23 protein-coding genes are annotated in these 25,226 nt (G+C 66.1%); 15 read left to right on the top strand and 8 right to left on the bottom strand.

Going from position 1 to position 25,226, the window contains the following annotated elements; translation table 11 throughout:
- Nucleotides 1-175: 175 nt before the first annotated feature.
- On the top strand, nt 176-349 hold the full coding sequence (locus AP428_RS30060; protein ID WP_231691722.1) for a manganese transporter: 174 nt from the start codon (nt 176-178) through the stop codon (nt 347-349).
- Nucleotides 350-490: 141 nt separating this feature from the next.
- Here the strand turns inward: AP428_RS30060 and AP428_RS30055 are convergent, their stop codons facing one another.
- Nucleotides 491-772 (bottom strand): hypothetical protein, encoded by a 282-nt coding sequence (locus tag AP428_RS30055; RefSeq protein ID WP_011545769.1) that lies wholly within the window; start codon nt 770-772, stop codon nt 491-493.
- A gap of 497 nt (nt 773-1,269) precedes the next feature.
- On the opposite strand from AP428_RS30055, the gene AP428_RS37595 reads away from it, so the two are divergent.
- Nucleotides 1,270-1,584, top strand: coding sequence for a chemotaxis protein CheB (locus tag AP428_RS37595; RefSeq protein ID WP_226292348.1), 315 nt, complete (start codon nt 1,270-1,272; stop codon nt 1,582-1,584).
- On the opposite strand, the gene AP428_RS37590 is transcribed toward AP428_RS37595, so the two are convergent.
- The 4 genes from AP428_RS37590 to AP428_RS30030 form a co-directional block, all read right to left on the bottom strand.
- Entirely contained in the window at nt 1,577-1,849 is a 273-nt protein-coding gene (locus AP428_RS37590) for a hypothetical protein (RefSeq protein WP_041489220.1), read from the bottom strand. The two genes, AP428_RS37595 and AP428_RS37590, sit on opposite strands and share 8 nt — an antisense overlap.
- Nucleotides 1,850-1,873: 24 nt before the next feature.
- Nucleotides 1,874-3,166: an NRAMP family divalent metal transporter gene (locus AP428_RS30040; protein ID WP_011545767.1), complete on the bottom strand. Its 1,293-nt coding sequence runs from the start codon at nt 3,164-3,166 to the stop codon at nt 1,874-1,876.
- A gap of 82 nt (nt 3,167-3,248) precedes the next feature.
- A complete protein-coding gene (locus tag AP428_RS30035) occupies nt 3,249-3,764 on the bottom strand; it encodes a hypothetical protein (protein WP_011694980.1) in 516 nt (171 codons plus the stop codon).
- Between the two features lie 61 nt (nt 3,765-3,825).
- Nucleotides 3,826-4,428: a TetR/AcrR family transcriptional regulator gene (locus AP428_RS30030; protein WP_011545765.1), complete on the bottom strand. Its 603-nt coding sequence runs from the start codon at nt 4,426-4,428 to the stop codon at nt 3,826-3,828.
- A 423-nt stretch (nt 4,429-4,851) separates the two neighbouring features.
- Here AP428_RS30030 and AP428_RS30025 point away from each other — a divergent pair, with 423 nt between their 5' ends.
- The 3 genes from AP428_RS30025 (at nt 4,852) to AP428_RS30015 (ending at nt 7,336) form a co-directional block, all read left to right on the top strand.
- A complete protein-coding gene (locus tag AP428_RS30025) occupies nt 4,852-5,439 on the top strand; it encodes a tetratricopeptide repeat protein (protein ID WP_011545764.1) in 588 nt (195 codons plus the stop codon).
- 121 nt (nt 5,440-5,560) lie between these two features.
- Nucleotides 5,561-6,388, top strand: coding sequence for a hypothetical protein (locus AP428_RS30020; protein ID WP_011545763.1), 828 nt, complete (start codon nt 5,561-5,563; stop codon nt 6,386-6,388).
- A 144-nt stretch (nt 6,389-6,532) separates the two neighbouring features.
- Nucleotides 6,533-7,336, top strand: coding sequence for a hypothetical protein (locus AP428_RS30015; protein WP_050809584.1), 804 nt, complete (start codon nt 6,533-6,535; stop codon nt 7,334-7,336).
- Nucleotides 7,337-7,471: 135 nt separating this feature from the next.
- Here the strand turns inward: AP428_RS30015 and AP428_RS30010 are convergent, their stop codons facing one another.
- A complete protein-coding gene (locus AP428_RS30010) occupies nt 7,472-8,416 on the bottom strand; it encodes a LysR family transcriptional regulator (protein WP_011545760.1) in 945 nt (314 codons plus the stop codon).
- A 181-nt stretch (nt 8,417-8,597) separates the two neighbouring features.
- Between AP428_RS30010 and AP428_RS30005 the strand changes: the two genes are divergently transcribed.
- The 6 genes from AP428_RS30005 to AP428_RS29980 all read left to right on the top strand — a co-directional run bounded on the left by AP428_RS30005 (nt 8,598) and on the right by AP428_RS29980 (nt 17,177).
- A complete protein-coding gene (locus AP428_RS30005; protein ID WP_011545759.1) occupies nt 8,598-9,521 on the top strand; it encodes a dihydrodipicolinate synthase family protein in 924 nt (307 codons plus the stop codon).
- A 233-nt stretch (nt 9,522-9,754) separates the two neighbouring features.
- On the top strand, nt 9,755-11,197 hold the full coding sequence (locus tag AP428_RS30000) for an MFS transporter (protein WP_011545758.1): 1,443 nt from the start codon (nt 9,755-9,757) through the stop codon (nt 11,195-11,197).
- 186 nt (nt 11,198-11,383) lie between these two features.
- Complete coding sequence (locus AP428_RS29995; RefSeq protein ID WP_011545757.1) at nt 11,384-12,457, top strand: porin; 1,074 nt, start codon at nt 11,384-11,386, stop codon at nt 12,455-12,457.
- 234 nt (nt 12,458-12,691) lie between these two features.
- Nucleotides 12,692-14,773, top strand: coding sequence for a bifunctional diguanylate cyclase/phosphodiesterase (locus AP428_RS29990; RefSeq protein WP_011694981.1), 2,082 nt, complete (start codon nt 12,692-12,694; stop codon nt 14,771-14,773).
- Between the two features lie 170 nt (nt 14,774-14,943).
- The gene (locus AP428_RS29985; protein WP_011545754.1) at nt 14,944-15,663 is read left to right on the top strand and encodes a response regulator transcription factor; all 720 of its coding nucleotides are present in this window, start codon (nt 14,944-14,946) and stop codon (nt 15,661-15,663) included.
- The gene (locus AP428_RS29980; protein ID WP_011545753.1) at nt 15,663-17,177 is read left to right on the top strand and encodes a HAMP domain-containing sensor histidine kinase; all 1,515 of its coding nucleotides are present in this window, start codon (nt 15,663-15,665) and stop codon (nt 17,175-17,177) included. Before AP428_RS29985 ends, AP428_RS29980 begins: the two co-directional genes overlap by 1 nt.
- Before the next feature lie 15 nt (nt 17,178-17,192).
- Here AP428_RS29980 and AP428_RS29975 read toward each other — a convergent pair whose 3' ends face one another.
- Nucleotides 17,193-18,302, bottom strand: coding sequence for an AraC family transcriptional regulator (locus AP428_RS29975; RefSeq protein ID WP_011545752.1), 1,110 nt, complete (start codon nt 18,300-18,302; stop codon nt 17,193-17,195).
- Between the two features lie 184 nt (nt 18,303-18,486).
- A complete protein-coding gene (locus tag AP428_RS29970) occupies nt 18,487-19,278 on the bottom strand; it encodes an HAD family hydrolase (protein WP_011545751.1) in 792 nt (263 codons plus the stop codon).
- 301 nt (nt 19,279-19,579) lie between these two features.
- Here AP428_RS29970 and AP428_RS29965 point away from each other — a divergent pair, with 301 nt between their 5' ends.
- The 4 genes from AP428_RS29965 to AP428_RS29950 all read left to right on the top strand — a co-directional run.
- Nucleotides 19,580-21,214 carry an AMP-binding protein gene (locus AP428_RS29965; RefSeq protein ID WP_011545750.1) on the top strand — a complete coding sequence of 545 codons (1,635 nt, stop codon included), beginning with the start codon at nt 19,580-19,582 and terminating at the stop codon, nt 21,212-21,214.
- Complete coding sequence (locus AP428_RS29960; RefSeq protein WP_011545749.1) at nt 21,214-22,374, top strand: AraC family transcriptional regulator; 1,161 nt, start codon at nt 21,214-21,216, stop codon at nt 22,372-22,374. Before AP428_RS29965 ends, AP428_RS29960 begins: the two co-directional genes overlap by 1 nt.
- Nucleotides 22,375-22,777: 403 nt before the next feature.
- On the top strand, nt 22,778-24,568 hold the full coding sequence (locus tag AP428_RS29955) for an acyl-CoA dehydrogenase (RefSeq protein WP_011545748.1): 1,791 nt from the start codon (nt 22,778-22,780) through the stop codon (nt 24,566-24,568).
- A gap of 81 nt (nt 24,569-24,649) precedes the next feature.
- On the top strand, nt 24,650-25,226 hold a 577-nt coding region (locus AP428_RS29950), incomplete at its 3' end, for an NAD(P)/FAD-dependent oxidoreductase (protein WP_374755422.1).

Here is a 25,226-nt window from a genome sequence, read left to right as displayed (position 1 = left end):
GTGCGGATGAAAGGCGCGACCGGTTCGCAACGAGGCGCTTCTCGCGTACGGAGCGGACTGCCGCCGATGCAAGGACGCGGCACACGGGAGGGGCGGCGTCGGCTGCAGTACGAGCGTGCATCGCGTGCGGCCGGATTTTCAAGCGGTTGCATTTGTCGGCACGATGGCCGGGCAGATGATCAGGTGGGGCTTCATGGGGTGCCGGAGTCTGGCCTGGGCGCACGGGCTCGTCACGATGACGCTCGCGTTCGTCGTCGTCGGGTTGGGCGGCGATTCGATACAGGCGCGCGTGATCGACCAGGGCGTGTTGTCCATCGTGTTGCCGGTATCGATGCTGGCACCCTCTTAATGCTGCGGCCGGCGTGACGTCATGGGCGCCTTCACGCGCGCACGCATGGCACGCCGGGAGCGCTCGGCGCGACTGCCGCCGTCGTCAGCATGAGGGTCATGTTGCCGGCGCGGCCCGACCAGCGCCGGCCGGCGTGCTGGTTCATCGCGCCTTCAGCATTTCGTCGGCGAGCCGATAGGCGCTGATGGCGCGCTTCGATTCGTAGTCGGCGATCGTCGACACGTTGCGCCCGGCGTCGCGCGACAGCAACCCTTGCAACGCAGCGGCGGCGAAGAAATCGCGCAGGTCCGGCGTCGTGGATTTCGGCTCGGGCGGAGCGGCTTCGACGAGCGGCCCCGCTTTCCAGAAAACGGGCGACGGCGTGGCTGCCTTGGAGACGGCGGCGGTTTGCTTGATGCTCACATCCTGGGAAAACGGCGTCATTTCTTCCCCTTCGATTCGGTATCTGTTGGCGAAGCAGCGTAACGTCCCCGATTGCATGAGCGAGCATCGTTTCGTTTTGTTTTTGAGCGGTACTAATCGCTTGATCGACGCGAATATTCGCTGGTAATACGGTATTCGTCAAAGAAAATAAATTGGTTTCGACGGCCCGAAGCGGGAGCACGATTCGTTCCCGCTGGCAGTCGAGGAAACCCGTCGCGTTTCGTGAGCCGATGTGGATGGTATGTCGGCACGAATGACGTTCCGGTGACACCCCGACGTGCGGCGGCGGTGGTCTTTGCGCGGCATCTCGACGCCCCCGCGCGCACATGTCCCGGGCGCTTCACCGCACGAGGATTGCAAGCCTTCAGTCAGGGGCGCTCGCGCGCTTGCCGGCGTCATACACTGTGTACGGAAGCACAGGGGGCAGTATCGCGAGCGGGATCGTGGGACGACCGGACGAGCGCGACGACCCGCTATCGCTCGGCGTCCGGTACACGATGTCCCACAACACCCTCAGGAGAGAAGTCAATGGCACGGCAAGCGCCTACGCACAAGGAGCGGCCTCCATCGCCCGCGACGTTGAAGAGCCATCTGTCGTTTCCGGTAGTGGGCATTGGTGCGTCGGCGGGCGGTACGACGGCGTTGCAGACCTGTTCGAGAGTGCGCCGACGAACATGGACATGGCGTTCGTCGTCGTCCATCTCGCGCCGAAGCAGGTCAGTCATATGGACGCCGTCCTGCAGCGCACGACGGGCATGCCGGTGCATCAGGTGACGTCCACGGTATCGATCGAAAAAAACACATCTACGTGATCGCACCGGGCATGCAGCTCGAGATGTCGGACGGTTGCCTTCGTTGCCACAGTCGGGACCAGTCGACGATGCTCCGTTCACGATCGATCACTTCTTTCGGACGCTGGCGGACATCACGCTCGCGCAGACACCGGACGACGCCGAGCATGCGGAGATGCCTCGGCACGCGATTGCCATGGCGCGCATCGATATCGTGCTGCCGGCGGCCGACGTGCCGCAGCGGTTGCTCGATCTCTGGTCGAGTGCGCGCCGCATCGAACAGCAAAGCTTCGAATTCACGCCGCCGCTTCTATCCGGGCACGAACACGCCCATCGCCGCGATCGCCATTGCGAGCGTCGCGATCCATCCTCCCCATGCAAGCGCGCCTCTGACGGCAAACTCGCCCATGACCCGCTTGCTTCTCGCCATCAGCATCATCACGACCATGATCGGAACGGCGCTCACGCCGTTGATGACGGCGCTCCAGTAAAGCGCGCGGATCGGGTCGAAATGCATGAACGTGAACGCGATTCCGCCGACGATCGCCAATACGATCACCGCATAGAATTCCGGCGCGACGCCCCACTGCAGCGCGAGACTGTTGCGCCAGCGGAACGTACCTGCGGCCGCGTAGGCGGCCGATCCCGCGAGCACCGGCAGTGCCAGCAGGCCAGTGCCGACGATGCCTAGCGCAAACAGCACGTATGCGAAATGACCGGCAAGCGGCTCGAGCGCCCGCGCGGCATCCGCCGACGTCTTGACGTCGATGTGATGCGCGTTGAGCGTGGCGGCCGCCGTCAGCACGATGAAGAAGGCGATCACGTTCGAGACGCCCATGCCGAACCACGTGTCGAAGCTGATCCGGCGCAACTGGGCGGGCGCCTGGCGCGGCATGCGCCGCAGCGGCCGCGCGTCCGGCACGGCGCGCAATTCTTCGACTTCCTGGGACGCCTGCCAGAAAAACAGATACGGGCTGATGGTCGTGCCGAGCACGGCGACGAGCGTGGTCAGATACGCGGCGCTCAACTGCGCGTGGGGCTGCACGATCGCGCGACCGACCTCGCCCCAGCTGACCGGCACGATGAGGGCGACCGCGACATAGGCGAGCAGCGTCAGCGCCGTCCATTTGAGCAATCGCGAATAGCGGTCGTACGGGACGAAAACCTGCAGCGCGACCGACACGCCGCCGAGGCACACGATGTAAAGCTGCTGCGGGCCGGGCAGCAACAAATTGACGGCCGCGCCCATGGCCGACAGGTCGGCCGCGATGTTGATCACGTTGGCCGTGATCAGCAGCACGACCGTCCCGTACAGCAGCCATGGCGGGTAGTGCTTGCGCATGTTGGACGCGAGACCCTTGCCCGTCACGCGGCCGATTCGCGCGCTGACCAGCTGGATGGCCGTCATCAGCGGGTACGTGAGCAACAGCGACCACAGCAGTTCGAAGCCGAATTGGGCGCCGGCCTGCGAGTACGTGCCGATGCCGGAAGGATCATCGTCGGCGGCGCCGGTGATCAGGCCGGGGCCTAGACGCCGGACCCACGTGACCGCGTTCGGCGCCGGTTCCGTCGGTTCGGGCTGGAGAAAATCGTTGTCGTTCATGATGGCGGGCCTCCCCGGGGATGCAGCACGCGCAATCGCCGTGCCCGCACGACGGGTGTCGCGCCCCGGGGCCACGCGGGTATTACGGCCCGCCCGGTTTCGCCACGTCGCCCGCGTCGACGTTGATCGCGTGTTCCTTCGACACCAGCCGGGTTCCGGCCATGCTTGCGCCGCCGATGCGCAACTTCAGGCGCGCCGGTTCGCTGGCATCGAGTCCCGACACATAGTCGAGGCCATGCAGCCCCACGCGATCATGGAACGGAATGAACCAGGAGGAGCAGAAGTCCGACGTGGGGACCGGGCAGTGGGCGTGGATGTCGATCCGGCGGGCAGAGAACGGATAGTCGTCGAGATCGGTTGCGCCCACATCGAATCGCTCGAGGATGGTGACCGGCGTGACCGCGTAGCGGAGGTAGACGTGGTCGGCCCACGGCGTCTTGTCGAGCGACGCGAGGTCTTCCGTGGTGTACGCAACGATCGTGAGGCCGTTTCGGTCGCGGTGCTGGATTTCATATCGGCTGACATTCACCGACTTGCAGCCGGCACATGCGATTGCCGCACCCAGCACGAAACCGATCAAGCGCATCCGCTCCTGCATGTCGTCCTCCCGGCGCCCTTCGGCCTCGGTTTGCCTGCAATACGACGGCGCGCGACGTGCGTTACGTCGGGTTGGCCGCACCGTCGGCGGGCGAGACCGTCGCGTGCATCGCCTGTTCGAGAAGGGCATGCGCGGCCTGCCACGCGCGCGCGGCAGCCGCGGAATCGTTGAATGCCCGCGCGTCGACCGTGGCGCCGTCCAGCAGCATCATGAAGACGGTCGCCAGCCGGTTCGCGGTTTCGGGCGGCACGAGGGCTTCGATCAGTTCTGCGATCCATTCGACCATTTTGCGGCGATAGCGGATCGCGACATCCGAGATCGGCGCGTAAGCGGTGCCGAATTCGGCCAGCGCACGTTCGAACAGGCAGCCGGCAAATTCCGGTGTGCGGAACCACGCTTCATACCAGTCGAAGATGGTCTTGACGCGCTCGACCGGATCGACGACGTGCTGCAGCTGCGCGTCGATGCTGCCGACGATCAGGTCGTAGCGCTGGACCAGCACTTCGCGGATGAGCTCGTCCTTGCTCGCAAAATGCCGGTACAGCGTCATTCGGGCGACACCGGAATCGTCGATGATCCAGTCCACGCCCACCGGGTGGAAACCGTGCCTCGAGAACAGTTCGGTCGCTTTGTCTACCACCAGCTGGCGTTTGTTGGCTCGCACGAACGGCTTCCTCCTCGATATTTCAGCAGCATAGACCGATTATTCTAGCATCAGGCGACTCGTTGAGATTGACCTCCCGGGCCTGTTCGATGGCACTTCCGCGTCGGTAAACCGCGCTCGGCGAACCGGTTCTCAGGTCACCTTGACTATTAGATAGACCGATATGTATCATTTGAACTCAACGAGCAATGATCGATATTGCGTGGATTGAAGAGACGGAACGGTGGCTGGTGTCCCCATTTTCCGTCGTCTGCGGCAGCAGACGCTGCACAATGTTTCAAGCCGACAACAGAACCTGAGAGAGCCTTGGCATGCGGGCCCGCGGACGATCTTCGCCGCGCAGCGCCTCGCATCAGCCGGGGGCATGCTCGCGGGCGAGTGCGCGAAGCAATACGGCGCCAATGAAACGTGAGGAAAATACCCATGTATCGCCGTTTACTCGTACCGGGGCTGCTGTTGCTGTTGGCCGCGTGCGCGCAAGACCCGTCGGTCACCGCCAGCACGGTACGGATCTGCGACGACACAGGGTGTTCCGATCGCCCTAAAGATCAGGTTTCCTATCAAAAAAGGGACGATGCGGAAGAGCGGGACGATCCGCGCATCGCCGCGCTCAAGCAAACCGCGAAAACCCAGCCGAAGGCCGCCTACGACCTCGGCCTGCGCTATTTCCGCGGCGACGGCGTGCGCCAGGACAGCTACCAGGCGCTCAAGTGGATGCGCGAAGCGGCCGAACGCGGCGACCTGAACGCGCAGAAGGCGCTCGGCAGTTTCTACCTGTTCGGCCTCGAGGAAATGGGCTCGGACGCGCGCGAAGCGGAGAAGTGGCTGTCGATCGCGGCCGCTCGCGGCGACAAGGAATCTAAAAAGCTGCTCGATCTCGCGCGCAAGGCGAAGAAGGAAGACGAAGAAGACTGGAAATGGCGCACGCAATGGCGTGACACCTATTACGGCTACTGGTACTCGGGCTATCCGTACTACGGCGTCTGGCAGCAGACGTACTGGTACTACTGACCGGGCATCGAGCAACTGGGGCAGCCGCGGGGAGACCACCATCGCGCGCCACGCCGGGGGGCTTATCGAAGTTCGCACGGACACATAAGCCGAACAACGACTCTAATCGATCGACAACGACATGAAGACCAACCTTTCCCAACGTCTCACTCAAGGTGCGCTGGTGGCAGCGCTTGGCGCGTCCGTCGCGGGCTGCGGCGGCGTGGTGACGCCCGGCGGGCAGAACGCCGGCGTGACGGGTGCGGCGGCAGGCGGCGCGAGCGCCGGCGCCGATTCGCAACTGCAGCGCTGCACGTCGCCGCTCGGCACGATCGCGGTCGACGACGGCCGCAACGCCGACTGGTGGGGCCAGTTCGGCAGCGCCACCAAGGTGACGAGCATCGATCCGCTGCTGCGGCTGGCGGTGCAGCAGTCGAACTGCTTCGTGATCACGTCGATCGGCAACCAGAAGAGCGACGCGCGCCTGTCGCGCATCACGCAGCTGCAGCGCAACTCGGGCGAATACCGGGCAGGTTCGAAGCAGCAGAAGGGCCAGCGTGTCGCGGCCGACTACTACATGGAGCCGCAGATCGTGATCAACGATTCGCCGATCGGCGGGATCGGCAGCATGATCGGCGGGCTGATCGGCAACAGCGCGGTGGCGGCGGTGGCGGGCCATCTGCAGACGAAGGCGTCGGTGGTGACGTTGACGCTGTTCGACGTGCGCTCGGCGGTGCAGATCGCGGCGTCGGAAGGCAGCTCGACGGCGACCAACTACGGCGCGGCGCTGGGCGGCTTCGGCGGCGGCGTGGGCGGCGCGCTGGCGGGCTTCTCGTCGACGCCGGAAGGCAAGGCGACGGTCGTGGCGTTCATCGATGCGTACAACAAGATGGTCGTCGCGCTGCGCAGCTACAAGGCGCAGGACGTGAAGGGCGGGCTGGGTCGCGGTGGCCAGTTGCAGGTGAACTGACGTTGCCGGGCCGGCGGGATGCCGCCGGCCGATTCCTGATCTCTGATTCCTGATTCTTGATTCTTGATTCGTGATGGCCGGTGCGTGCGGCGTGATTCGCGCGTACGGGCTGCGTTCGTCCTGTTCGTTCAGAAGGTGACCCCGATGAAAGCCGTTGCACTGATCGCATTGACCTGCCTCGCGCTGACCGCTTGCGGCGGCGGTGACGACAATTCCTCGCCTGCGGCGTCCGGCGGTTCGGGCACGAGCAACAACGGCGGCAGCGGCGGCAGCGGCGGAACGCCGACCACGGGCACATCCGGCGGCAATCCGGGCTCGCCGACCGCGTCGAACGTCGAGTGCGATCCGGTTTACCAGCAGGGCGATACCGTGCAGTTGCACATGTATACGCAAGCGACGTCGCAGAGCGCGTCGGTCGACAACGGCGTGTACACGCGGACTTACGCGCCGGCGACGTTCGACGGCGTGGCGCTCACGCAGCAGGCCGAAACCACGACAGGCTCGCCGATCCAGACCAATCACTACTACCTCGTCGGCAACGGCGTGCGCACGTACTACGGCAGCGAGGTCTACAGCGGCGGCACGCTCGCGTTGCGGGACGTGAACTCGCCGCCCTATGTCGAGACGATCGGGCTCGCGGGAAGCGAGACGGTGAACTACGTGGATACGCCCGTCGTTCCGTCAGGCGGCGCGCAAACGTCCGTCTCGATCCAGCGGACCTACGTCGCGCGCGAAACGGTCAGCCTCAGGAACGGCAAGGTCTACGCGAACGCCTGCCACTATCAGACCACGGAGACTACCGCCAACCAGGCGGTGACGACCAAGACGAGCGCTGACGACTGGCTCGCGCCGGGCGTCGGCCTGGTCAAGTCGGTCGCCAACGTCGGCGGCACGCAGATCATCACGCGCGAACTGGAAGCAGCGACGGTGGGCGGCAAGTCGTACTAGGGGTCGACGCGAGATGCGCGCCGCGGATGGAGAAGTTGCGCCATCCCGCCGCGCCGTTCGCCCGACAACACGACGCGGTGGCGGACATCGATATCCCGCTCGATCAGGACTGCAAACATACTGTACCCCCGCCCTTCAGATGGAACGCAGGAACGCGGCGGACACGCCCAACCGAAGATCCGACGAGAGATTGCGCGATCGTGCGATTTCCTTCGTGAGCTGCATGACCGTGCGGCACGCCAGCGTCAGTTCGCCGTGAGGCGACATGGCGAGCGCAATGAAGCGCGGCACGGACGGATCGACCACCATCGACGCCTGCAACCGGCATTCCCGTTCCAGATTGGCGATCGCGTAAGGGCCTAGCAACGCATGGATGCCGCCGTCGGCGACGATGTGCCCCTGCAGGCTCAGTGAATCCGCTTCCGCCGCGAAATTGAGCGACACCTGATGTTCGCCCGCGATTTGTTCGAGCCGTTCGCGCCAGCTATTGGGGCGGCAGAAAGAGACCAGCGGAATGCCATCGAGCCTGGAAAACGCGATCGTCGGCTGACTGGTCAAAGGGTCGCCTTCCGCCCCCACGAGGTAAGTCGCGGCCTCGACCAGATATTCGTCGCCGTTTCTCGGCGTCGGACTGTTTCGAAACAGGATGGCGAGATCGACGCTGCCGTTCTCGAGCCAGGTTTCCAGCAACGCCCCTTGACCCTCGCGCACCTGCAACTGCACCAGTGGATAGCGCTCTCGAAGGCGATGGTAAAGGGTGCTGACAAGCGGATGGGCAGTGGAGGGCAGGATTCCGAGCCTGACCACGCCGATCGGCTCGCCCGCCGCGCTGCGGATGTCGTTGGACAACTGCTCCGTGCTGGCCAGCCACGTCCTCACGCGCGGCGCGATACGCGCGCCCAGCTCGGTCAATACCACGCCGCGGCCTGTCCGTTGAAACAGACGGCCGCCGCAATACTGTTCGAGCTCGACGATCTGCCGGCTGATGTGGGGCTGGCTGGTTCCGTAAGCAATGGCCGTCTTGCTCAGGCTCCCGAGTTCCGCCGCGTCGATGAATAGCTTCCAGGCCGCATAGTCCACCGCGAAGCCTCCCCCAAGATATGTCAAATCAGTATAGCTGAAATGTGTACTCTGACTGTTCTCGCATGGGTCGAGCATCCCTACACTGCAACGCATGCACCGTTGTTCCGGCGCGATGCGCAACGGGCGGCGGGCTCTCCTCCGGCAAAGAGGAGCGGAAAAGCTCACATTTGGAGACGTCATGAAGGCAATCGATCTGCGCGGTTTGGTCCCGGCACCCGTTACCCCTTTCACCCGCGAGGGCGCGGTGGACCATGCCGCCATTCAACGGCTGGGCGCATGGCTCGGCGGCATCGAAGGCGTCAAAGGTCTGACGGTACTCGGGCACGCAGGCGAAGGCACGTTCCTCTCGCAGAAAGAACAGGCTCAAGTCATCGAAAGCTTCGTGAAGTCCGTCGACGGCAAGATTCCGGTCATCGCCGGTATCACGCTCGAAGGCACGGAAGTGGCGGTGGAAGAGGCGAAGCGCGCGGTGGAGGCCGGCGCGTCGGCCGGTCTGGTGTATCCGTCGCACGGCTGGCTGCGCTTCGGCTATCAGAAAGGCGCGCCGCAGGATCGCTACCGCGCGATCCACGAGGGCAGCGGCCTGCCGCTCATCCTGTTCCAGTACCCGGACGCCACCAAGGCGACCTACAACCTCGAAACACAGCTGGAAATCGCCGCGCAACCGGGCGTCTTCGCGATGAAAAACGGCGTACGCAACATGCGTCGCTGGGACGTCGAGATTCCGATCATCCGACGCGAGCGTCCGGAACTGCAAATCCTGACCTGCCACGACGAGTATCTGCTTCACACGATGTTCGACGTCGACGGCGCGCTCGTCGGATACGGCGGCCTGGCTCCCGAGCCGCTCATCGAACTGATCAAGGCAGGCAAGGCGAAAGACTACCCGGCCGCCCGCGCGATTCACGATCGCCTGCTGCCGGTGACGCGCAACGTGTATCACCGCGGGTCGCACATGGAAGGCACCGTCGCGCTCAAGCATGGCCTGGTGGCCCGCGGCATCCTCGAGCACGCCACCGTGCGCTCGCCGTTGCTGCCGCTCGCGCAAGGCGCGGACGTTGAAATCGCGGACGCGCTTCGTTCGGCCGGCCTCGTCGACTGACTCCCGCGCGGTACGTCCATAGCCGGATGCCGACGGCGCAGCGCCGCCCGCTGTGCCGTCGGCATCGAGCAGTCGGGGCGGCGCGAAACCTCGTTGCGCGCGCCGCTGCCGACAGGCTCGGCAAACGATAAAAAACGCGCCGATGTCGCGGCAAACCATAAAGAAACGCGACCGGTGCTGCAAAACAAGAAGCAAGCCGAAGGTTCATAAAATGCAGCTTTTCAGGAGACAGCATGAACACCCCTTCGACCGCCTGCGGCGTCGACCTTGGTCGATCCGCGAGCGAAACGCGTCCCATGAGCGAGCAACTGCGGGCGGCGAACCTGCTGTTCCGCATCGAAAACGTGCCGTTCTGCAAGTGGCACACCCAGGCACGGATCGTCATGGGCAGCGCGACCCTCTTCGATGCATTCGATGCACTTTCGCTGGCTTTCGTGCTGCCCGTCCTGGTGGGGCTGTGGCATCTTTCTGCCGGTCAGATCGGCGTGCTGATCGCTGCGGGCTATCTGGGCCAGGTCGTCGGCGCGTTGGTCTTCGGCTGGCTGGCCGAGCGCCTGGGGCGAGTGCCGAGCGCTACTGTCGCGGTGGGCGTCATGTCGGCGATGAGCGTCGTATGCGCGTTCACCGGCAGCTTTCACATGCTGTTTCTGATGCGCTTCCTGCAAGGCATCGGCGTGGGCGGAGAAGTGCCCGTGGCCGCTACGTACATCAACGAGCTGTCTCAGGCGCACGGCCGCGGGCGTTTTTTCATCCTGTACGAACTCATTTTCCCGTTGGGCCTGCTCGCGGCCGCGCAGCTCGGTGCGTTCGTCGTCCCGCGCTTCGGCTGGGAAACTATGTTCCTGATCGGCGGGATTCCCGGCATGGTCGTCGCGATCCTGATCGCACGCCTTCCGGAATCGCCGCGCTGGCTCGTTGCACGCGGGCGTTTCGATAAGGCCGAACGCATCATCGAGCGGCTGGAAGCCAGCACGACGAAGCGCAACCTCGACATACAAGTCCAAAGGGCCGAGGTGGACGCGCGCGTGGCGAGCCTTCTGGTCGGACGACAGTCGAAGCGGAAGGGAACCTGGAAGGAACTCTTCTCGCCGTTCTATCGAGGCCGCACCGTCGTCGTGTGGCTGCTTTGGGCGAGCGCGTATTTCGTGGCCAACGGCATCAACAACTGGCTGCCGAGCCTCTACAGGACGGTCTACCATCTGCCGCTGCAGACGTCGCTTCAGATGGCATCCATCTCGAACGTCCTGAGTACGTGCGGGGTGCTTGCCTGTGCGCTGCTGATCGATCGGGTCGGGCGCCGCCGGTGGGCAATGGCCTGCTTCATCATCAGTGCAGCCCTGCTCGCCGTACTCGGCATTCATGGCGCAGGCAGCGCCTGGTCCGTGATGTTGCTCGGATCGTCGGCGTACGCGGTGATGGCAACGACCACGGTCCTTCTGTACCTGTACACCCCGGAGATCTACCCCACCCGGATGCGCGCCATCGGTACCGGTCTTGCGACTTCGTGGCTGCGCGCGGCGTCTGCTGCCGCGCCGGCGATCGTCGGCGTCGTATTGACCGGGAAAGGCATCGCCGCGGTATTCGTCATGTTTGCCGCGGTCAGTGCGGTGGGCTTCTTCGTCGCCGCGCGAATGGTGGAGACGACCAATCGTTCGCTCGAGGAAATTTCACCGTAGTCACTCGCATGCCTGACGGCGCCTTCCCCTGAGAAGCCTCGCGGGAAGGCGTTTCCTCGCTCGTCACGCCAGCGACTTCGGCGACGTGCTCGAAACAAGGGCCGCCGTTCCCGCTATTCAATCAGTACTACAGATGGATGGACACGGAAAAGGCCGCTCACAAAAATATGAATGGAGACAATCGAAATGAAAAAGACACGACAGGTCGTGGTGCGCGTTGCCGCCCGGCGCGTTGTCGGTACGGTCGGCGTGACGGCGATATTCAGCGCCGGTCTGGTATTGCATTCCGTCGGGGCATACGCGGATAGCGGCTCCCAGGTCCAGCTTTATGGCCTCCTCGGCACCTACGTCGGCAGTATCAAACGCAGCGACACGCCGCAGGCTGCGGTACAGATGGGGAGCGGCGGGCTGACCACGTCGTTCTGGGGAATCCGCGGCAAGGAAGACCTTGGCGGCGGCGTCGGCGCCATTTTTGTCCTCGAGAGCTTCTTTCAACCCGCAAACGGCGCGCTGGGGCGCAGTGCGGCGGACCCGTTCTGGTCACGCAATGCGTACGTGGGCTTTCAAGGCGACTTCGGGCAGGTGACCTTCGGGCGACAAAGAAACCCGGCCTATACGGCTGAATCCCTCGTCAATCCGTTCGGATCCTCGACCGTCTTCTCTCCGCTCGTCCTGCAGACGTTCGTGACCAACTATGGCGGGACGATCATCGGCGATACGGTGTGGAACAACACCGTCAAGTACACGACGCCCGACTTCAAGGGGTTCGCCGCCACCGTCATCTACGGTCTTGGCGGCGTGGCGGGTTCACCCGGCGTCGGTAATCTCGGCGTTCACTTGAACTATCGAGGGCACGGTCTCACGGCCGTGCTGTCCGGCCAGCGCGTGCGGTATACCGCGGCAGGGCCGGTCGGCGCGCAGTATGCCTATCTGGCTGGCGCGGCATACGACTTCAAGCTCGTCACGCTCTATGGCGCGTGGGCGATGACGAGCGATGCAAGTACGCCGACCGGCAGCCACACCTATGAGGCGGGTTTGTCGATCCCGTTGTCACCCGCCGACTTCCTGCTTGCAGAGTGGGCGCGCACGAAGCGGTCCGGCGCTACCCGAGCGGCGAGCGGCCTGCGGAACACCGCGTCTGTCGGCTACAACCACCTGCTGTCGAAACGGACGGACCTCTACGCGATTTACGCTTACGACAAGCTGAGCGCACACCCCATCGGCAACTCGTTTGCGGTGGGCATTCGCCACACGTTCTGATTCCCTCCCGCACCCTTCCACACCCCGCAGCGGTAAATCCTTCCCTGAACGGAAGGTCGCGTTTATGATCCGCCATGCAAGCGGTGGTCGCTGGAACCGTCTGGTTGGTCGCACAACCATTCCGTTCCTTCGGCACCGCTTTCCTTTTGTGCTTAACCTTCACACGAATTCACGAAGATCCCATGCAATGCGTGGTCTCGTCGTCGCCGAATCGAAAGCGATCTGTAAACAACAATGCTGCCGACCAGTTATAACGCGTTGCTCGTTCTTCTTTCGCTGCTGATTGCCATATTGGCGTCCTACACCGTGCTGGACATGGCCGGGCGCATCAAGAGCGCTCAGGGGCACGCCGCACGGTGGTGGCTGGTCGGCGGGGCTTGCGTGATGGGCACGGGCATCTGGTCGATGCATTTCGTCGGCATGCTCGCTTTCGCGTTGCCGATTCCACTGGGATACGATCCGGCCATTACCTTGCTGTCGTTGCTGATCGCGATCGTCTGCTCCACGTGCGCGCTGTGGCTCGTCTGCCGGGACACGCTGAAGTGGCGCCGGCTGTGCGGCGGGGCCATGTTGATGGGGGCCGGCGTGGCGGGCATGCATTACACGGGCATGGCGTCGATGCGCATGTCGCCCGGCATCCAGTACGACCCGTTGCTCGTTTGCCTGTCGGTCGCGATTGCCGTGGTCGCATCGGGCGCCGTACTGTGGATCGTATTCATTCGGCGTGCCAACTCGTCGCGCGTGCGGCTGCTCAATCTGGGATCGGCCGTCCTGATGGGCGCCGCCATCGCCGGCATGCACTATACCGGGATGGCCGCCGCCCGATTCCCGCTCGGCAGCCTCTGCGGGGCAGCCGGCTCGCGCATGGACGCCGGCTGGCTTGCACTGGTCATCATCGTCGCCACGTTGGCCATACTCGCCATCGCGTTGATCGTCTCCATCCTCGACCTGCGTCTGGAGGCCCGCACGGCGGTACTGGCCACGTCACTGGCCGAAGCCAACCAGGAATTGACGTATCTGGCGCTGCACGACAACCTCACCAAGCTGCCCAATCGCGTGCTGCTCGAGGACCGGATCGATCAGGCGATCCAGGCCGCCGACCGCGAGCACGGAAGCTTCGCGCTGATGTTCATGGACCTCGATGGATTCAAGGCGGTCAACGATGCCTATGGTCATCACGTCGGCGATCTGTTGCTGGTCGACGTGGCGCGGCGCATCGGCGCGAACCTGCGTTCGCAGGACACGATTGCCCGCCTGGGGGGCGACGAATTCGTGCTGGCCGTGGCAGTGGACGAGCCCGCGGACGCGGCCGACGTGGCGGACAAGATATTGGCGGTGATCCGGAAACCGTTCCGCGTGTCCGAACACGAATTGCGCGTGTCGGCCAGTATCGGCATTGCGCTCTATCCCGGCAACGGCAGCGATTTTCGCGACCTGATGACCAACGCCGATGCAGCGATGTATCACGCCAAGGCACTCGGCCGGAACGCGTACTGCTTCTTCGAGGCATCGATGAACGCGAATGTCCGCGAGCACCTGAAAATCGTGCAGGAGCTCCGTCTGGCGCTGGAGCGGCGTGAGCTGGTCCTGCATTACCAGCCGAAGTTCGACGTCCCGCACGGACCGATCATCGGCGTCGAGGCGCTGTTGCGATGGATGCACCCGACACGCGGTCTCATTTCACCCGATCAGTTCATCTCGATTGCGGAAAAGACCGGCTTGATCGTGCCGATCGGCGAGTGGGTGCTGGACGAGGCCTGCCGGCAGATGCGCGTGTGGTGCGATGCCGGTCGAACCGACTGGACGATGGCCGTCAACCTGTCACCGCTGCAATTCGGTCACGCGAGTCTGATCCGGGTCGTGGAGGCCACATTGCAGCGGCACGCGCTGGAGCCGCACTGCCTGACGCTGGAGATCACGGAATCGACCGCGATGCGCGATGCGGACGCCAGCTTGAGAATCCTGCAGCAGCTTCACGACATGGGCGTGCGCATTTCCATCGACGACTTCGGAACGGGTTATTCAAGCTTGCTGTATCTGAAGCGCTTGCCGGCCAGCGAGCTCAAGATCGACCGGGGATTCATCCGCGATCTCGAACACGATACCGAAGATGCCGCGATCATTTCGGCGATCGTCGCGCTCGGCCGGGCACTCGACCTGAAGATCGTCGCGGAGGGCGTTGAAACGGCGGCCCAGCAGCAGTTCCTGACCCGCCTCGGTTGCAACTCGCTGCAGGGTTTTCTGCTCGGGCGCCCGATGCCGGCGGATCACTTCGTCGAAATGACCACGCAAGGCACGGCGATCAAGCCTGTTTGATTCCGGGTGGGAATGCGTCGGGGTCCAGAGTTAAACGAAATGTGATCACTCTCCGCCGCAAAATTTTGCACAATGACGGCAGCGCGGCTTTCCGTCGCGATTCGACCCGGGCCGCCCGCCCGCCGATCACCGTTACCGAGCCCCGCTCCGACGTGCCGCCGCCCACCGCCATGGACCAACCGAAACGCATCCTGATCGTCGAGGACGACGCCGACATCGCCGACGTGCTGAGCCTGCACCTGCGCGACGAGCGCTACGAGGTCGTGCACAGCGCGGACGGCGCCGAAGGGTTGCGCCTGCTCGAACAGGGCAACTGGGACGCGCTGATCCTCGACCTGATGCTGCCGGGCGTCGACGGCCTCGAAATCTGCCGGCGGGCGCGGGCGATGACGCGCTATACGCCGATCATCATCACGAGCGCGCGGTCGAGCGAGGTGCATCGAATCCTCGGCCTCGAACTCGGCGCCGACGACTACCTCGCGAAACCGTTCTCGGTGCTCGAACTTGTCGCGCGCGTGAAGGCGCTGCTGCGGCGCGTCGATGCGCTCGCACGCGATTCGCGGATCGACGCGGGCACGCTCGACGTCGCGGGGCTGGCGATCGATCCGATCGCACGCGAGGCGAGCGTCGACGGCGCACGCCTCGACCTGACGCCGCGCGAATTCGACCTGCTGTATTTCTTCGCGCGGCACCCAGGCAAGGTGTTCTCGCGGATGGACCTGCTGAACGCTGTGTGGGGCTATCAGCACGAAGGCTACGAACATACGGTCAACACCCACATCAACCGGCTGCGCGCGAAGATCGAGGCCGATCCGGCCGAGCCGGTGCGCATCCTCACCGTGTGGGGGCGCGGCTACAAGCTCGCCGCGCCGGGCCAGCGGGACGCGTGATGAAGCTCACGCTCACCCGGCGACTGTCGCTCGTGTTCTCGATCCTGCTGATCGCGTGCTCGGGCGCGTCGGCATGGCTGCAGATCCGTGCGAACGACATGCGCGAGAAGGAGGTCGTGCAGGCGCTGTCGCGCGACCTGGCCACGAACATCGCCAACAGCGCGCCGCTGATGGACGCGAACGGGCTGCGCCCCGACGCCGTGCGCACGCTGTTCGGTCAGTTGATGGGCGTGAACCCGAGCGTCGAGGTGTACCTGCTCGACAACGCGGGGCGCATCAAGGGCGACGATGCGCCGCCGGGCCACGTGAAGCGCGACCGCGTCGATCTCGCGCCCGTGCAGCGCTTCATCGCGGGCCAGCCGCTGCCGATCCTCGGCGACGATCCGCGCAGCCCGGACGCGCGCAAGGTGTTCAGCGCCGCACCGCTGCAGCGCGCGGGGCAGCCGCCGTCGGGCTACATCTACGTGGTGCTGCTCGGCGAGGCGCATGACCGGCTCGCCGCGCGCGTCGACGCCGGCAACGTGCTGCGCACGACGCTGTGGTCGATGGCGATCGTCGCGCTGCTCGGTCTGCTCGCGGGCCTCGTCGCATTCAGCTTCATCACGCGCCCGCTGCGCCGGCTGACGGCCGCGATGCGCGCCTTCGACGCGAACGGTGCGCCCGGCGCGCCGGGTACGCCCGACACGCAGCCGCCGCCGGTGCTGCGCTTGCCGCCGGGCCAGCGCGGCGACGATATCGCGGTGCTCGAATCCGCGTTCGCGCAGATGGCCGACCGGATCGGCGACCAGTGGCGCGCGCTGACGCGCCAGGACCAGCAGCGGCGCGAACTGATCACGAACATTTCCCATGACCTGCGTACGCCGCTCACGTCGCTGCACGGTTATCTGGAGACGCTGTCGCTGAAGGCCGACACGCTGGCCGAGCCCGAACGGCGGCGCTATCTGTCGATCGCGCTCGCGCAGAGCGCGAAGGTCGGGCGGCTCGCGCAGGCGCTGTTCGAGCTCGCGCGGCTCGAATCGGGCGGCGTGCAGGCCGAGCGCGAGCCGTTCTCGCTCGTCGATCTCGTGCAGGACGTGTTCCAGAAATTCGAGCTGGCCGCGCAATCGCGCGGCGTCGCGCTGCATGCGCGGATTCCGCCGCGCGTGCCGGTGGTGTCGGCCGATCTCGGGATGATCGAGCGCGTGCTGACCAACCTGCTCGACAACGCGCTGCGGCACACGCCTTCGCATGGCGAGGTCGAGATCGCGCTGGAGCCGCGGGGCGAGCGCGTGATCGTGACCGTGTCGGATACCGGCGAGGGGATTCCGGCGGCGCGACGCGAAGGGCTGTTCCAGCGGCCGCAGCGGCCGATGGGCGGCGGCACGGTGACGAGCGGCGGGCTCGGCCTGTTGATCGTGCATCGGATGCTCGCGCTCAACGGCAGCGGCATCCGGCTCGTCGACCGGCCCGGGCGCGGCGCGGTGTTCGAGTTTGCGCTGCCGGTCGCGTCGCCGGCGGCGGGCGACGCGCGCTGACCGCGAGCGGCGGCGTCATCCGCCGCGCTTGCGCCGCACGTCGCTCGGCGTCGTGCCGGTCCAGCGCTTGAACGCGTGGCGAAATCCCACTGCATCGCTGAAGCCGAGGGTCAGCGCGATGTCCTCGGTGCTGAGCGTGGTCGTGCTGAGGTAGTCGATCGCGAGCGCCTTGCGCACGCTCGTCAGCAGTTCGCTGTACGACGTGCCTTCGGCTTCGAGCTTGCGGCGCAGCGTGCGCGAGGTCATGCACAGGATCTCGGCGATCGCGTCGATGTCCGGGAATTGTCCCGGCGTGCGGGTGAGTTCCTCGTAGACGCGCCGCGTGATGCCCGACTGGCTGCGCAATTCGTCGAGCAACTGCGCGCAGTGCGACGACACCTGCGCGGCGGTGATCGGGTTCGCGAGCTGCGGCGCGCGCGTAAGCCACGCCGCCGGATAGCTGAGCACGTGATGCGGCTGGTCGAACGCGATCGGGCATTCGAGCGCGTCGGCTAGCAGCGCGCCGTGCGGCGGCCGCGGCTGCGCGAACTGCGCACGCGCGGGCACGCACCATCCGCCCATCACGTCCTTGATGATCGTCACGTGCAGCGCGAACTGCATGTCGATCAGGAAACGGTACAGCGGCGCGTCGAGATCGGGCAGCGCGACTTCGTGCCGGTCCGGGAACAGCCACGATGCGGTATCGCCCTGTTCGACCCAGCGGATCGGCAGCATGCCGTTCGCGAGCCGGTGATACTTGACGGCCGAATCGAACGCATGCGCGAGCGATTCGGAGCACAGCATCGCGTAGCCGTACATGCCGTAGCTCGACGCGTGCAGCCGGCGGCCGACGCGCACGCCGAGGTCGGTGCCGTCGTACCGGCCGACCGCATTGCGCGCGGCCGTCAGGAACTGCAGCGGCGACGTGAGCGCAAACGGGTCCGCGACGTCGGCCGGCGCGAGGCCGGTGCCGGCGAGCACCGTCGCCGGGTCGAGGCCGGCTTGCGCGGCCACATCGACCAGCACGGCCAGCTTGGCCGGCGTGAAGCGCTGCTCGCGCAACGCGTGGGCGGGAGCGGCGTCCGGCAGCCGGGCGGGACGGCCGGGACGGGCGTCGGTCGGTTTCAAGAGCGCACTGCGCGGCATGGCGGGTCCTGCGTCCGAATCGATATCGTTGACGGCACGCAATTCTGCGCGGGAACGGTCCCATCCGCCACCGGGTTCACCCTGATACACGCCGGCGCCACGCGGCATCCCCCGGCCTGGAAGACGCCTGCCTGCCGCGCGAACGGTTTCGCGAGGCGGTCCACGTGTTGACCTGCGCGAGTGGTCAGCCCCGATCGCCGGGCTGCGCGCGCAGGATCGCGTCGGCGAATTCGACGAAGCCGCTGCCGCCCGGGCCTTGCGTGATCCAGCGCGGCAGCGCGGGCAACTGCGGCAGATACTCGACCACGGTGCTCATGCCGGCCGTATGCGCGAAATAGCCGAACATCGGCGCGTCGTTCGTGGAGTCGCCCGAATAGGCGACGCAACCGGCCGCCGCACCGGCATCGACGCCGAACGTATCCGCCAGTACGCGCAGCGACATCGACAGCTTGTCGTACCCGCCGACCCAGCCGATCACCCACAGATTGTTGATGGTCGCGTCCGCGCCGGCCTCGATCAGCGCGTCGAGAATCCGCTGGTCCTGGTCGCCGCCGCTGCGGGCGTACGCGAGCGACGTCAGGCGGAAGTCCTGGTCGTCCGCGTGGCGGGCGGCGGGGACGGCCTTCCCGACATGCTGCGCGATGCGCCGGAGCGCGTCGCGCGCGCCATCGAGCGCATCGTCCGCGTGCCAGTAGCGGCGTTCGGCGCCGTGTCCGTCCGGGCCGCGCCGGATGAAGAGCCCGCCGTTCTCCGCGATCACGCCGTCGACCGGCCACATCCGCGCCATCTGGTCGCACCAGCCGGCCGGCGCGGCGGTGACCGGAATCACGCGGATGCCGCGCGTCTGCAGCCGTTCGAGCGCCGCATAGGTCTGCGCGGCCAGACGACCGCGATGGGTCAGGGTCTCGTCCATGTCGGTCAGCAGGAAGCGAACGGACGAGAAGGTGTCGGCGGGGGCCAGGGCGAGCGGCTGCATGGTCTCGGCGAATGAGGGGCGGTCGTCGATTATGAGGAACGGCGGCACGCCGCGCCATGCCGCTTGCTGCTTTGCAATTCGCGCCCGGGAATATGCGCGTGGCGGCGTCCGGCGGTGTTGCCCGGACACGCCGGCGTGCGCGCGTGTCCGTTTCGATCATGTTTTCGGCCGCCCGGATCATTTGCAAAGCGCGTCGCGCGGGCGATAGTCGCCGGTCAGGCGGCGGCCCGCGTCCTTCGGGCGTGCAGGCCGCCGTGCGAACGGTACGCAGGCTGGCGTGCCGTCCAAAGAGGAGTGAGACATGACGAAGAGACACTGGACCGGGTCGTATGGCTCGATCCCCGCCGAGATCGACGCCGATCGCCATCCTTCCGTCAGCGCGCTGCTGGACGACGCGATGCGCCGCTTCGCCGATCGTCCGGCGTTCCATGCGTTCGGCCGCACGCTCACCTATGCCGACGTCGAGCGCCTGTCGACCGCGCTGGCCGCGTATCTGCAGCAGGTGGTCGGCGTGCGCAAGGGCGATCGCGTGGCCGTGATGCTGCCCAACGTGCTCGCGTTCCCGGTCGTGTTCGTCGCCGTCGCGAAGATCGGCGCGATTCAGGTCAACGTGAATCCGCACTACACCGCGCGCGAGCTCGAGCATCAGCTCAACGACGCCGGGGTCGAGGTGGCGGTCGTCTGCGGCGGGTCGATGGGCACGTTCGCGGACGTGGTCGGCGGCACGCGCGTGCGCACCGTGCTGAGCGTGGGGCGCGAGGATCTCGGCGTCGTCGATGCGCCGGCCGGCACGTGCGACGCACTGCCGCCCGGTTCGACCGCGCTCGCGCAAGCCATCGCCGCCGGCGAATCGCTCGCGTGCGAACCGGTGGCGCTGAGCGGCGCGGACTTGCTGCTGCTGCAATACACGGGCGGCACGACCGGCCTGTCGAAGGGCGCGGCGCTGTCGCATCGCAACCTCGTCGCGAACATCGCGCAGTTCGCGGCGATCGTGCCGGATGCGCGCCGGCCGGGCGAGGAAGTCGTCGTCACCGCGATCCCGCTGTATCACATCTTCGCGCTGACGGTGAACTTCCTGTCCTACTTCGCGATCGGCGCGCAGAACTGGCTCGTCGCGAACCCGCGCGACATGGACGGGTTCATCGACGTGCTGAAGGCCGCGCGGCCGACGGTGTTCGTCGGCGTGAACACGCTGTACGCGGGGCTTGCCGGCCATCCGCGGCTGAAGGAGGTCGACTGGTCGCGGCTGAAGCTGTCGGCCGGCGGCGGCGCGGCGGTGATCGACGTGATCTCGTCGCGCTGGAAGGCGGTGACCGGCAACTTCATCCGCGAAGGCTACGGGCTGTCGGAAACGTCGCCGGTCGTGTCGTTCAACCCGCAGTCGATCGACCGGTTCACGGGCACCACGGGCCTGCCGCTGCCGTCGACCGACGTGAAGCTGCTCGACGAGCAGGATCGCGAGGTGGCGATCGGCGAAGCGGGCGAGATCTGCGTGAAGGGGCCGCAGGTGATGAGCGGCTACTGGCAGAAGCCGGACGCGAATGCGGCCGCGTTCACGGCGGACGGCTATTTCCGCACCGGCGACGTCGGCGTGTTCGACGCGGCCGGCTTCCTGCGGATCGTCGACCGCAAGAAAGACATGATCATCGTGTCCGGCTTCAACGTGTACCCGAACGAGGTGGAAGCGGTCGCGACCGCGCTGCCGGGCGTCGCGGAATGCGCATGCATCGGAGTGCCGGACCCGCGCACGGGCGAGGCCGTCAAGCTGTTCGTGGTGCTCGCGCCGGACGCCGACGTGACGGAAGCGCAACTCGTCGCGCATTGCCGCGCCAGCCTGGCCGCGTACAAGGTGCCGAAGCTTGTGCGCTTCGTCGACCGGCTGCCGAAGTCGACGGTCGGCAAGATCCTGCGCCGGGAACTCAGCCGCACCGACTGATGAGGACGACGCGCCGCGCGGCCGCGGCTGCGCGGCTCGGTGCGCCGACGACCCCGAAGGTGGCGCGCGGGCCGCTCAAGTACAATGCGCTCGGTTCGATCGACGGGGACGCGATGACCGGCTCAGATTCACTATCCGCCCGGCCCGGGCGTGCGCTGCCTTCGCCGAGCGCGACGGTGCCGATCTCGCTCGTCAACGGCTTTCTCGCGAGCGCGGGCGTGCAGCGCGACGTGGTCGAGCGCTACCTGCGCGGCGCCGGCATTCCGATCGAGCTGCTCGGCGAGCCGCATGCGCGCGTGACGGAGGAGCAGTTCTCGACGCTGTACCGCACGCTCGCGATCGACCTCGACGACGAGATGCCCGGCATCTTCTCGCGCCCGCTGCGCGGCGGCACGCTGAAGTACCTGTGCCTGAGCCTGCTCGATGCGCGCAACCTCGAAACGGCGCTGCACCGTTTCGGGCAATTCTTCCATATCCTGCTCGACGACTTCTTCGTCGAATCGAAGCGCGACGATCTCGTCGCGCAGGTGCTGCTGCGCCCGAACGACGCCATTGGGCCGATCGGCGCGCTCGGCCAGGAGCTGATGCTCAAGCTCGTGCACGGCGTGTGCTCCTGGCTGATCGGCCAGAAGATCCCGCTGCTGCAGATCGAGTTCGCGTGCCCGCGGCCGCGCCATGCGGTCGATCACCTGTACTTCTTCACCGGCGCCGTGCAGTTCGACTGCGCCCGCACGCTGATGCGCTTCAGCGCCGATTACCTCGACGCGCCGATCCGGCAGAGCAAGCGCAACCTGAGCAAGTTTCTCGCGCGTGCGCCCGGCGACTGGATCTTCGAATCGTTCAGCGAACAGCTCGTGTGCCACCGCGTGCGGCAGTACCTGTCGGCCGCGCTGCCGGATCTGCCCGTGATCGACCAGGCGGCCGAGCACCTGCATTGTTCGGTGCGCACGCTGAGCCGTCACCTGGCCGCCGAAGGGACGACGTTCCAGGTGCTGAAGGACGAGCTGCGGCGCGATATCGCGATCCAGCGGCTGACCGATACGCCGGACACGATCGCGGCGATCGGCGCCGATATCGGCTTCGACGATCCGAGCGCGTTTCATCGCGCGTTCCGGCACTGGACGGGGAGTACGCCAGGGACGTACCGGCGTCGGGCGTGACGCGGGCGCGGGGCGGTAAGTCGCAGCTTTCCGGATCGAATCCCATAAGCGGCTCCTTTTGCGGTTTTCACGGTTGATTTTTCGGCGGACACTCCCATAACCGGCGCCCCTTTGCTGCTCGAGCCGGGCAGGCGGGCGCGCGTGTGATCTTTTTTGGCGCGCTTTATCGCGATTTCCGATGCGGACGGATTGGGCGCTGACGCCCGCCCGGCGGGCTTCTCCGCCGCATGCGACGGCCGCCGCCCGCGCGCGACGTGGCCGATTTTGTCACCATGTGGGCCGGATATGACAATGAAAATCCGGCACGCCGGCGTTAGGATGGCCCATCACGTCGCCGGTTCTGGCCGGTTTTGCCGTACCGTACCCCCGGCGCCCTATTCACCGCCTGATTGGAACATCGACCATGAGCTATAACGCCCCCGTCAAGGACATGCTGTTCGTGCTGAAGGAACTCGCGGGCATCGACGCCGTTGCGCAGTTGCCGGGCTTCGAGGATGCGGGTTACGACACGGCGCAGGCCGTGCTCGACGAGTCCGCGAAATTCTGCGGCGAGGTGCTGGCGCCGCTGAACGTCGAAGGCGACCGCAACCCGAGCAGCTGGAAGGATGGCGTCGTGACCGCGACGCCGGGTTTCGGCGAAGCGTTCCGCCAGTTCGTCGAAGGCGGCTGGCAGGGGCTGCAGCATCCGGCCGAATATGACGGCCAGGGCTTGCCGAAGCTGATCGCGACGCCGTGCATCGAGATGCTGAACGCGTCGAACCTGTCGTTCGCGCTGTGTCCGCTGCTCACCGACGGCGCGATCGAGGCGCTGCTGACGGCCGGCACCGACGAGCAGAAGCAGCGCTACGTGCCGAAGCTGATCTCCGGCGAATGGACCGGCACGATGAACCTGACCGAGCCGCAGGCGGGCTCCGACCTCGCGCTGGTGCGTTCGCGCGCGGAGCCGCAGGGCGATGGCACCTACAAGGTATTCGGCACCAAGATCTTCATCACGTGGGGCGAGCACGACATGGCGGACAACATCGTCCACCTGGTGCTGGCGCGCACGCCGAACGCGCCGGAAGGCGTGAAGGGCATCTCGCTGTTCATCGTGCCGAAGTTCATGGTCAACGACGACGGCTCGCTCGGTGCGCGCAACGACGTGCACTGCGTGTCGATCGAGCACAAGCTCGGGATCAAGGCGAGCCCGACGGCGGTGCTGCAATACGGCGACCACGGCGGCGCGATCGGCTATCTCGTGGGCGAGGAAAATCGCGGCCTCGAATACATGTTCATCATGATGAACGCGGCGCGCTTCGGGGTCGGGATGCAGGGGATCGGCGTGGCCGACCGCGCGTACCAGAAGGCGGCCGAATTCGCGAAGGAACGCGTGCAGAGCCGCCCGGTGGACGGCTCGGCCAAGCAGTCGGTGACGATCATCCATCACCCGGACGTGCGCCGGATGCTGGGCACGATGCGTGCGCTGACCGAAGGCGCGCGGGCGCTGGCCTATGTGGCCGCCGCGCACAGCGACATTGCCCACCGCCATCCGGACGAGGCGACGCGCGCGCGTCATCAGGCCATCTACGAATATCTGGTGCCGGTCGTGAAGGGCTGGAGCACGGAGATGGTGAACGATGTGGCGAGCCTGGGCGTGCAGGTGCACGGCGGGATGGGCTTCATCGAGGAAACCGGCGCCGCGCAGTACTACCGCGATGCACGGATTCTCGCGATCTACGAAGGCACGACCGCGATCCAGGCGAACGACCTCGTCGGCCGCAAGACGCTGCGCGACGGCGGTGCGGTTGCCAAGGCGCTGATCGCGGAGATCGGCGAGACCGTCGCGGCGCTCGGCAAGCTGGACGGCGCGGCGGCCGCCTCGATGAAGGCGCATCTGGAGAAGGGCGCACGCTCGCTGTCGTCGGTGGTGGACTACGTGCTGGCGAACGCGAAGCAGGACCCGAACGCGGTGTTCGCGGGCAGCGTGCCGTACCTGAAGCTCGCGGGCGTCGTGCTGTGCGGATGGCAAATGGCGCGCGCGCTGCTGGCCGCTCACGCGAACCGTGCGAGCGACGTTGCGTTCTTCGACGCGAAGATCGCGATCGCGCAATGCTATGCGGAGCACGTGCTGGTGCAGGCGGGCGCACTCGAAGCGTCGATCGTCGGCGCGAAGGGCAACGAGAGCGTGCTCGCGTTGACGGAAGACCAGTTCTGACCCACTGACGGTCGGGACGCAGCAGGAGACAGGATTTTGACCACACAGGACTTGCTCGCGCAATACGGCCCGCGCGAATCGATGGAATACGACGTCGTGATCGTCGGCGGCGGCCCCGCCGGGCTGTCGGCGGCGATCCGGCTCAAGCAGCTGGCCGCCGAGAAAGGCACCGAGATCGGCGTGTGCGTGCTCGAGAAGGGTTCCGAGATCGGCGCGCACATCCTGTCGGGCGCGGTGATGGACCCGCGCGCGATCACCGAGCTGTTTCCCGACTGGAAGGAACGCGGCGCGCCGCTCGACGTCGAGGTGACGGAAGACCGCTTCCTGTTTCTGTCCGAGAAGAGCGCGGTGACCACGCCGAACTGGGCGCTGCCGGACAACTTCAAGAACCACGGCAATTACGTGATCTCGCTGGGCAACGTCACGCGCTGGCTTGGAGCACAGGCCGAGGCGCTGGGCGTCGAGATCTTCCCCGGCTTCCCCGCTGCCGAGATTCTCTACAACGACGACGGCTCGGTCAAAGGCGTCGCCACCGGCAACATGGGCGTGGGCAAGGACGGCGAGCCGACCGAGAACTTCCAGCTCGGCATGGAGCTGCACGTGAAGTACACGCTGTTCGCCGAAGGCTGCCGCGGCCATCTGGGCCGCCAACTGATCT

The organism is Burkholderia sp. E168m22 (assembly GCF_001319805.1).
GTDB lineage: Bacteria > Pseudomonadota > Gammaproteobacteria > Burkholderiales > Burkholderiaceae > Burkholderia > Burkholderia orbicola.
Note: the sequence above shows the minus strand (reverse complement) of the source record. Positions and strands in the feature narration are given on the sequence as shown.

Excerpts from the sequence above, each read along its gene's own strand:
- AP428_RS29990 (WP_011694981.1), top strand. The coding sequence starts at position 12,692 with ATGCTGCCGACCAGTTATAACGCGTTGCTCGTTCTTCTTTCGCTGCTG.
- AP428_RS30025 (WP_011545764.1), top strand. The coding sequence starts at position 4,852 with ATGTATCGCCGTTTACTCGTACCGGGGCTGCTGTTGCTGTTGGCCGCG.
- AP428_RS30055 (WP_011545769.1), bottom strand. The coding sequence starts at position 772 with ATGACGCCGTTTTCCCAGGATGTGAGCATCAAGCAAACCGCCGCCGTC.
- AP428_RS30000 (WP_011545758.1), top strand. The coding sequence starts at position 9,755 with ATGAACACCCCTTCGACCGCCTGCGGCGTCGACCTTGGTCGATCCGCG.
- AP428_RS29980 (WP_011545753.1), top strand. The coding sequence starts at position 15,663 with ATGAAGCTCACGCTCACCCGGCGACTGTCGCTCGTGTTCTCGATCCTG.
- AP428_RS29965 (WP_011545750.1), top strand. The coding sequence starts at position 19,580 with ATGACGAAGAGACACTGGACCGGGTCGTATGGCTCGATCCCCGCCGAG.
- AP428_RS30020 (WP_011545763.1), top strand. The coding sequence starts at position 5,561 with ATGAAGACCAACCTTTCCCAACGTCTCACTCAAGGTGCGCTGGTGGCA.
- AP428_RS29970 (WP_011545751.1), bottom strand. The coding sequence starts at position 19,278 with ATGCAGCCGCTCGCCCTGGCCCCCGCCGACACCTTCTCGTCCGTTCGC.
- AP428_RS30005 (WP_011545759.1), top strand. The coding sequence starts at position 8,598 with ATGAAGGCAATCGATCTGCGCGGTTTGGTCCCGGCACCCGTTACCCCT.
- AP428_RS30015 (WP_050809584.1), top strand. The coding sequence starts at position 6,533 with ATGAAAGCCGTTGCACTGATCGCATTGACCTGCCTCGCGCTGACCGCT.
- AP428_RS29960 (WP_011545749.1), top strand. The coding sequence starts at position 21,214 with ATGAGGACGACGCGCCGCGCGGCCGCGGCTGCGCGGCTCGGTGCGCCG.
- AP428_RS29955 (WP_011545748.1), top strand. The coding sequence starts at position 22,778 with ATGAGCTATAACGCCCCCGTCAAGGACATGCTGTTCGTGCTGAAGGAA.
- AP428_RS30040 (WP_011545767.1), bottom strand. The coding sequence starts at position 3,166 with ATGAACGACAACGATTTTCTCCAGCCCGAACCGACGGAACCGGCGCCG.
- AP428_RS29985 (WP_011545754.1), top strand. The coding sequence starts at position 14,944 with ATGGACCAACCGAAACGCATCCTGATCGTCGAGGACGACGCCGACATC.
- AP428_RS29995 (WP_011545757.1), top strand. The coding sequence starts at position 11,384 with ATGAAAAAGACACGACAGGTCGTGGTGCGCGTTGCCGCCCGGCGCGTT.
- AP428_RS29975 (WP_011545752.1), bottom strand. The coding sequence starts at position 18,302 with ATGCCGCGCAGTGCGCTCTTGAAACCGACCGACGCCCGTCCCGGCCGT.
- AP428_RS37595 (WP_226292348.1), top strand. The coding sequence starts at position 1,270 with ATGTCCCACAACACCCTCAGGAGAGAAGTCAATGGCACGGCAAGCGCC.
- AP428_RS30060 (WP_231691722.1), top strand. The coding sequence starts at position 176 with ATGATCAGGTGGGGCTTCATGGGGTGCCGGAGTCTGGCCTGGGCGCAC.
- AP428_RS30035 (WP_011694980.1), bottom strand. The coding sequence starts at position 3,764 with ATGCAGGAGCGGATGCGCTTGATCGGTTTCGTGCTGGGTGCGGCAATC.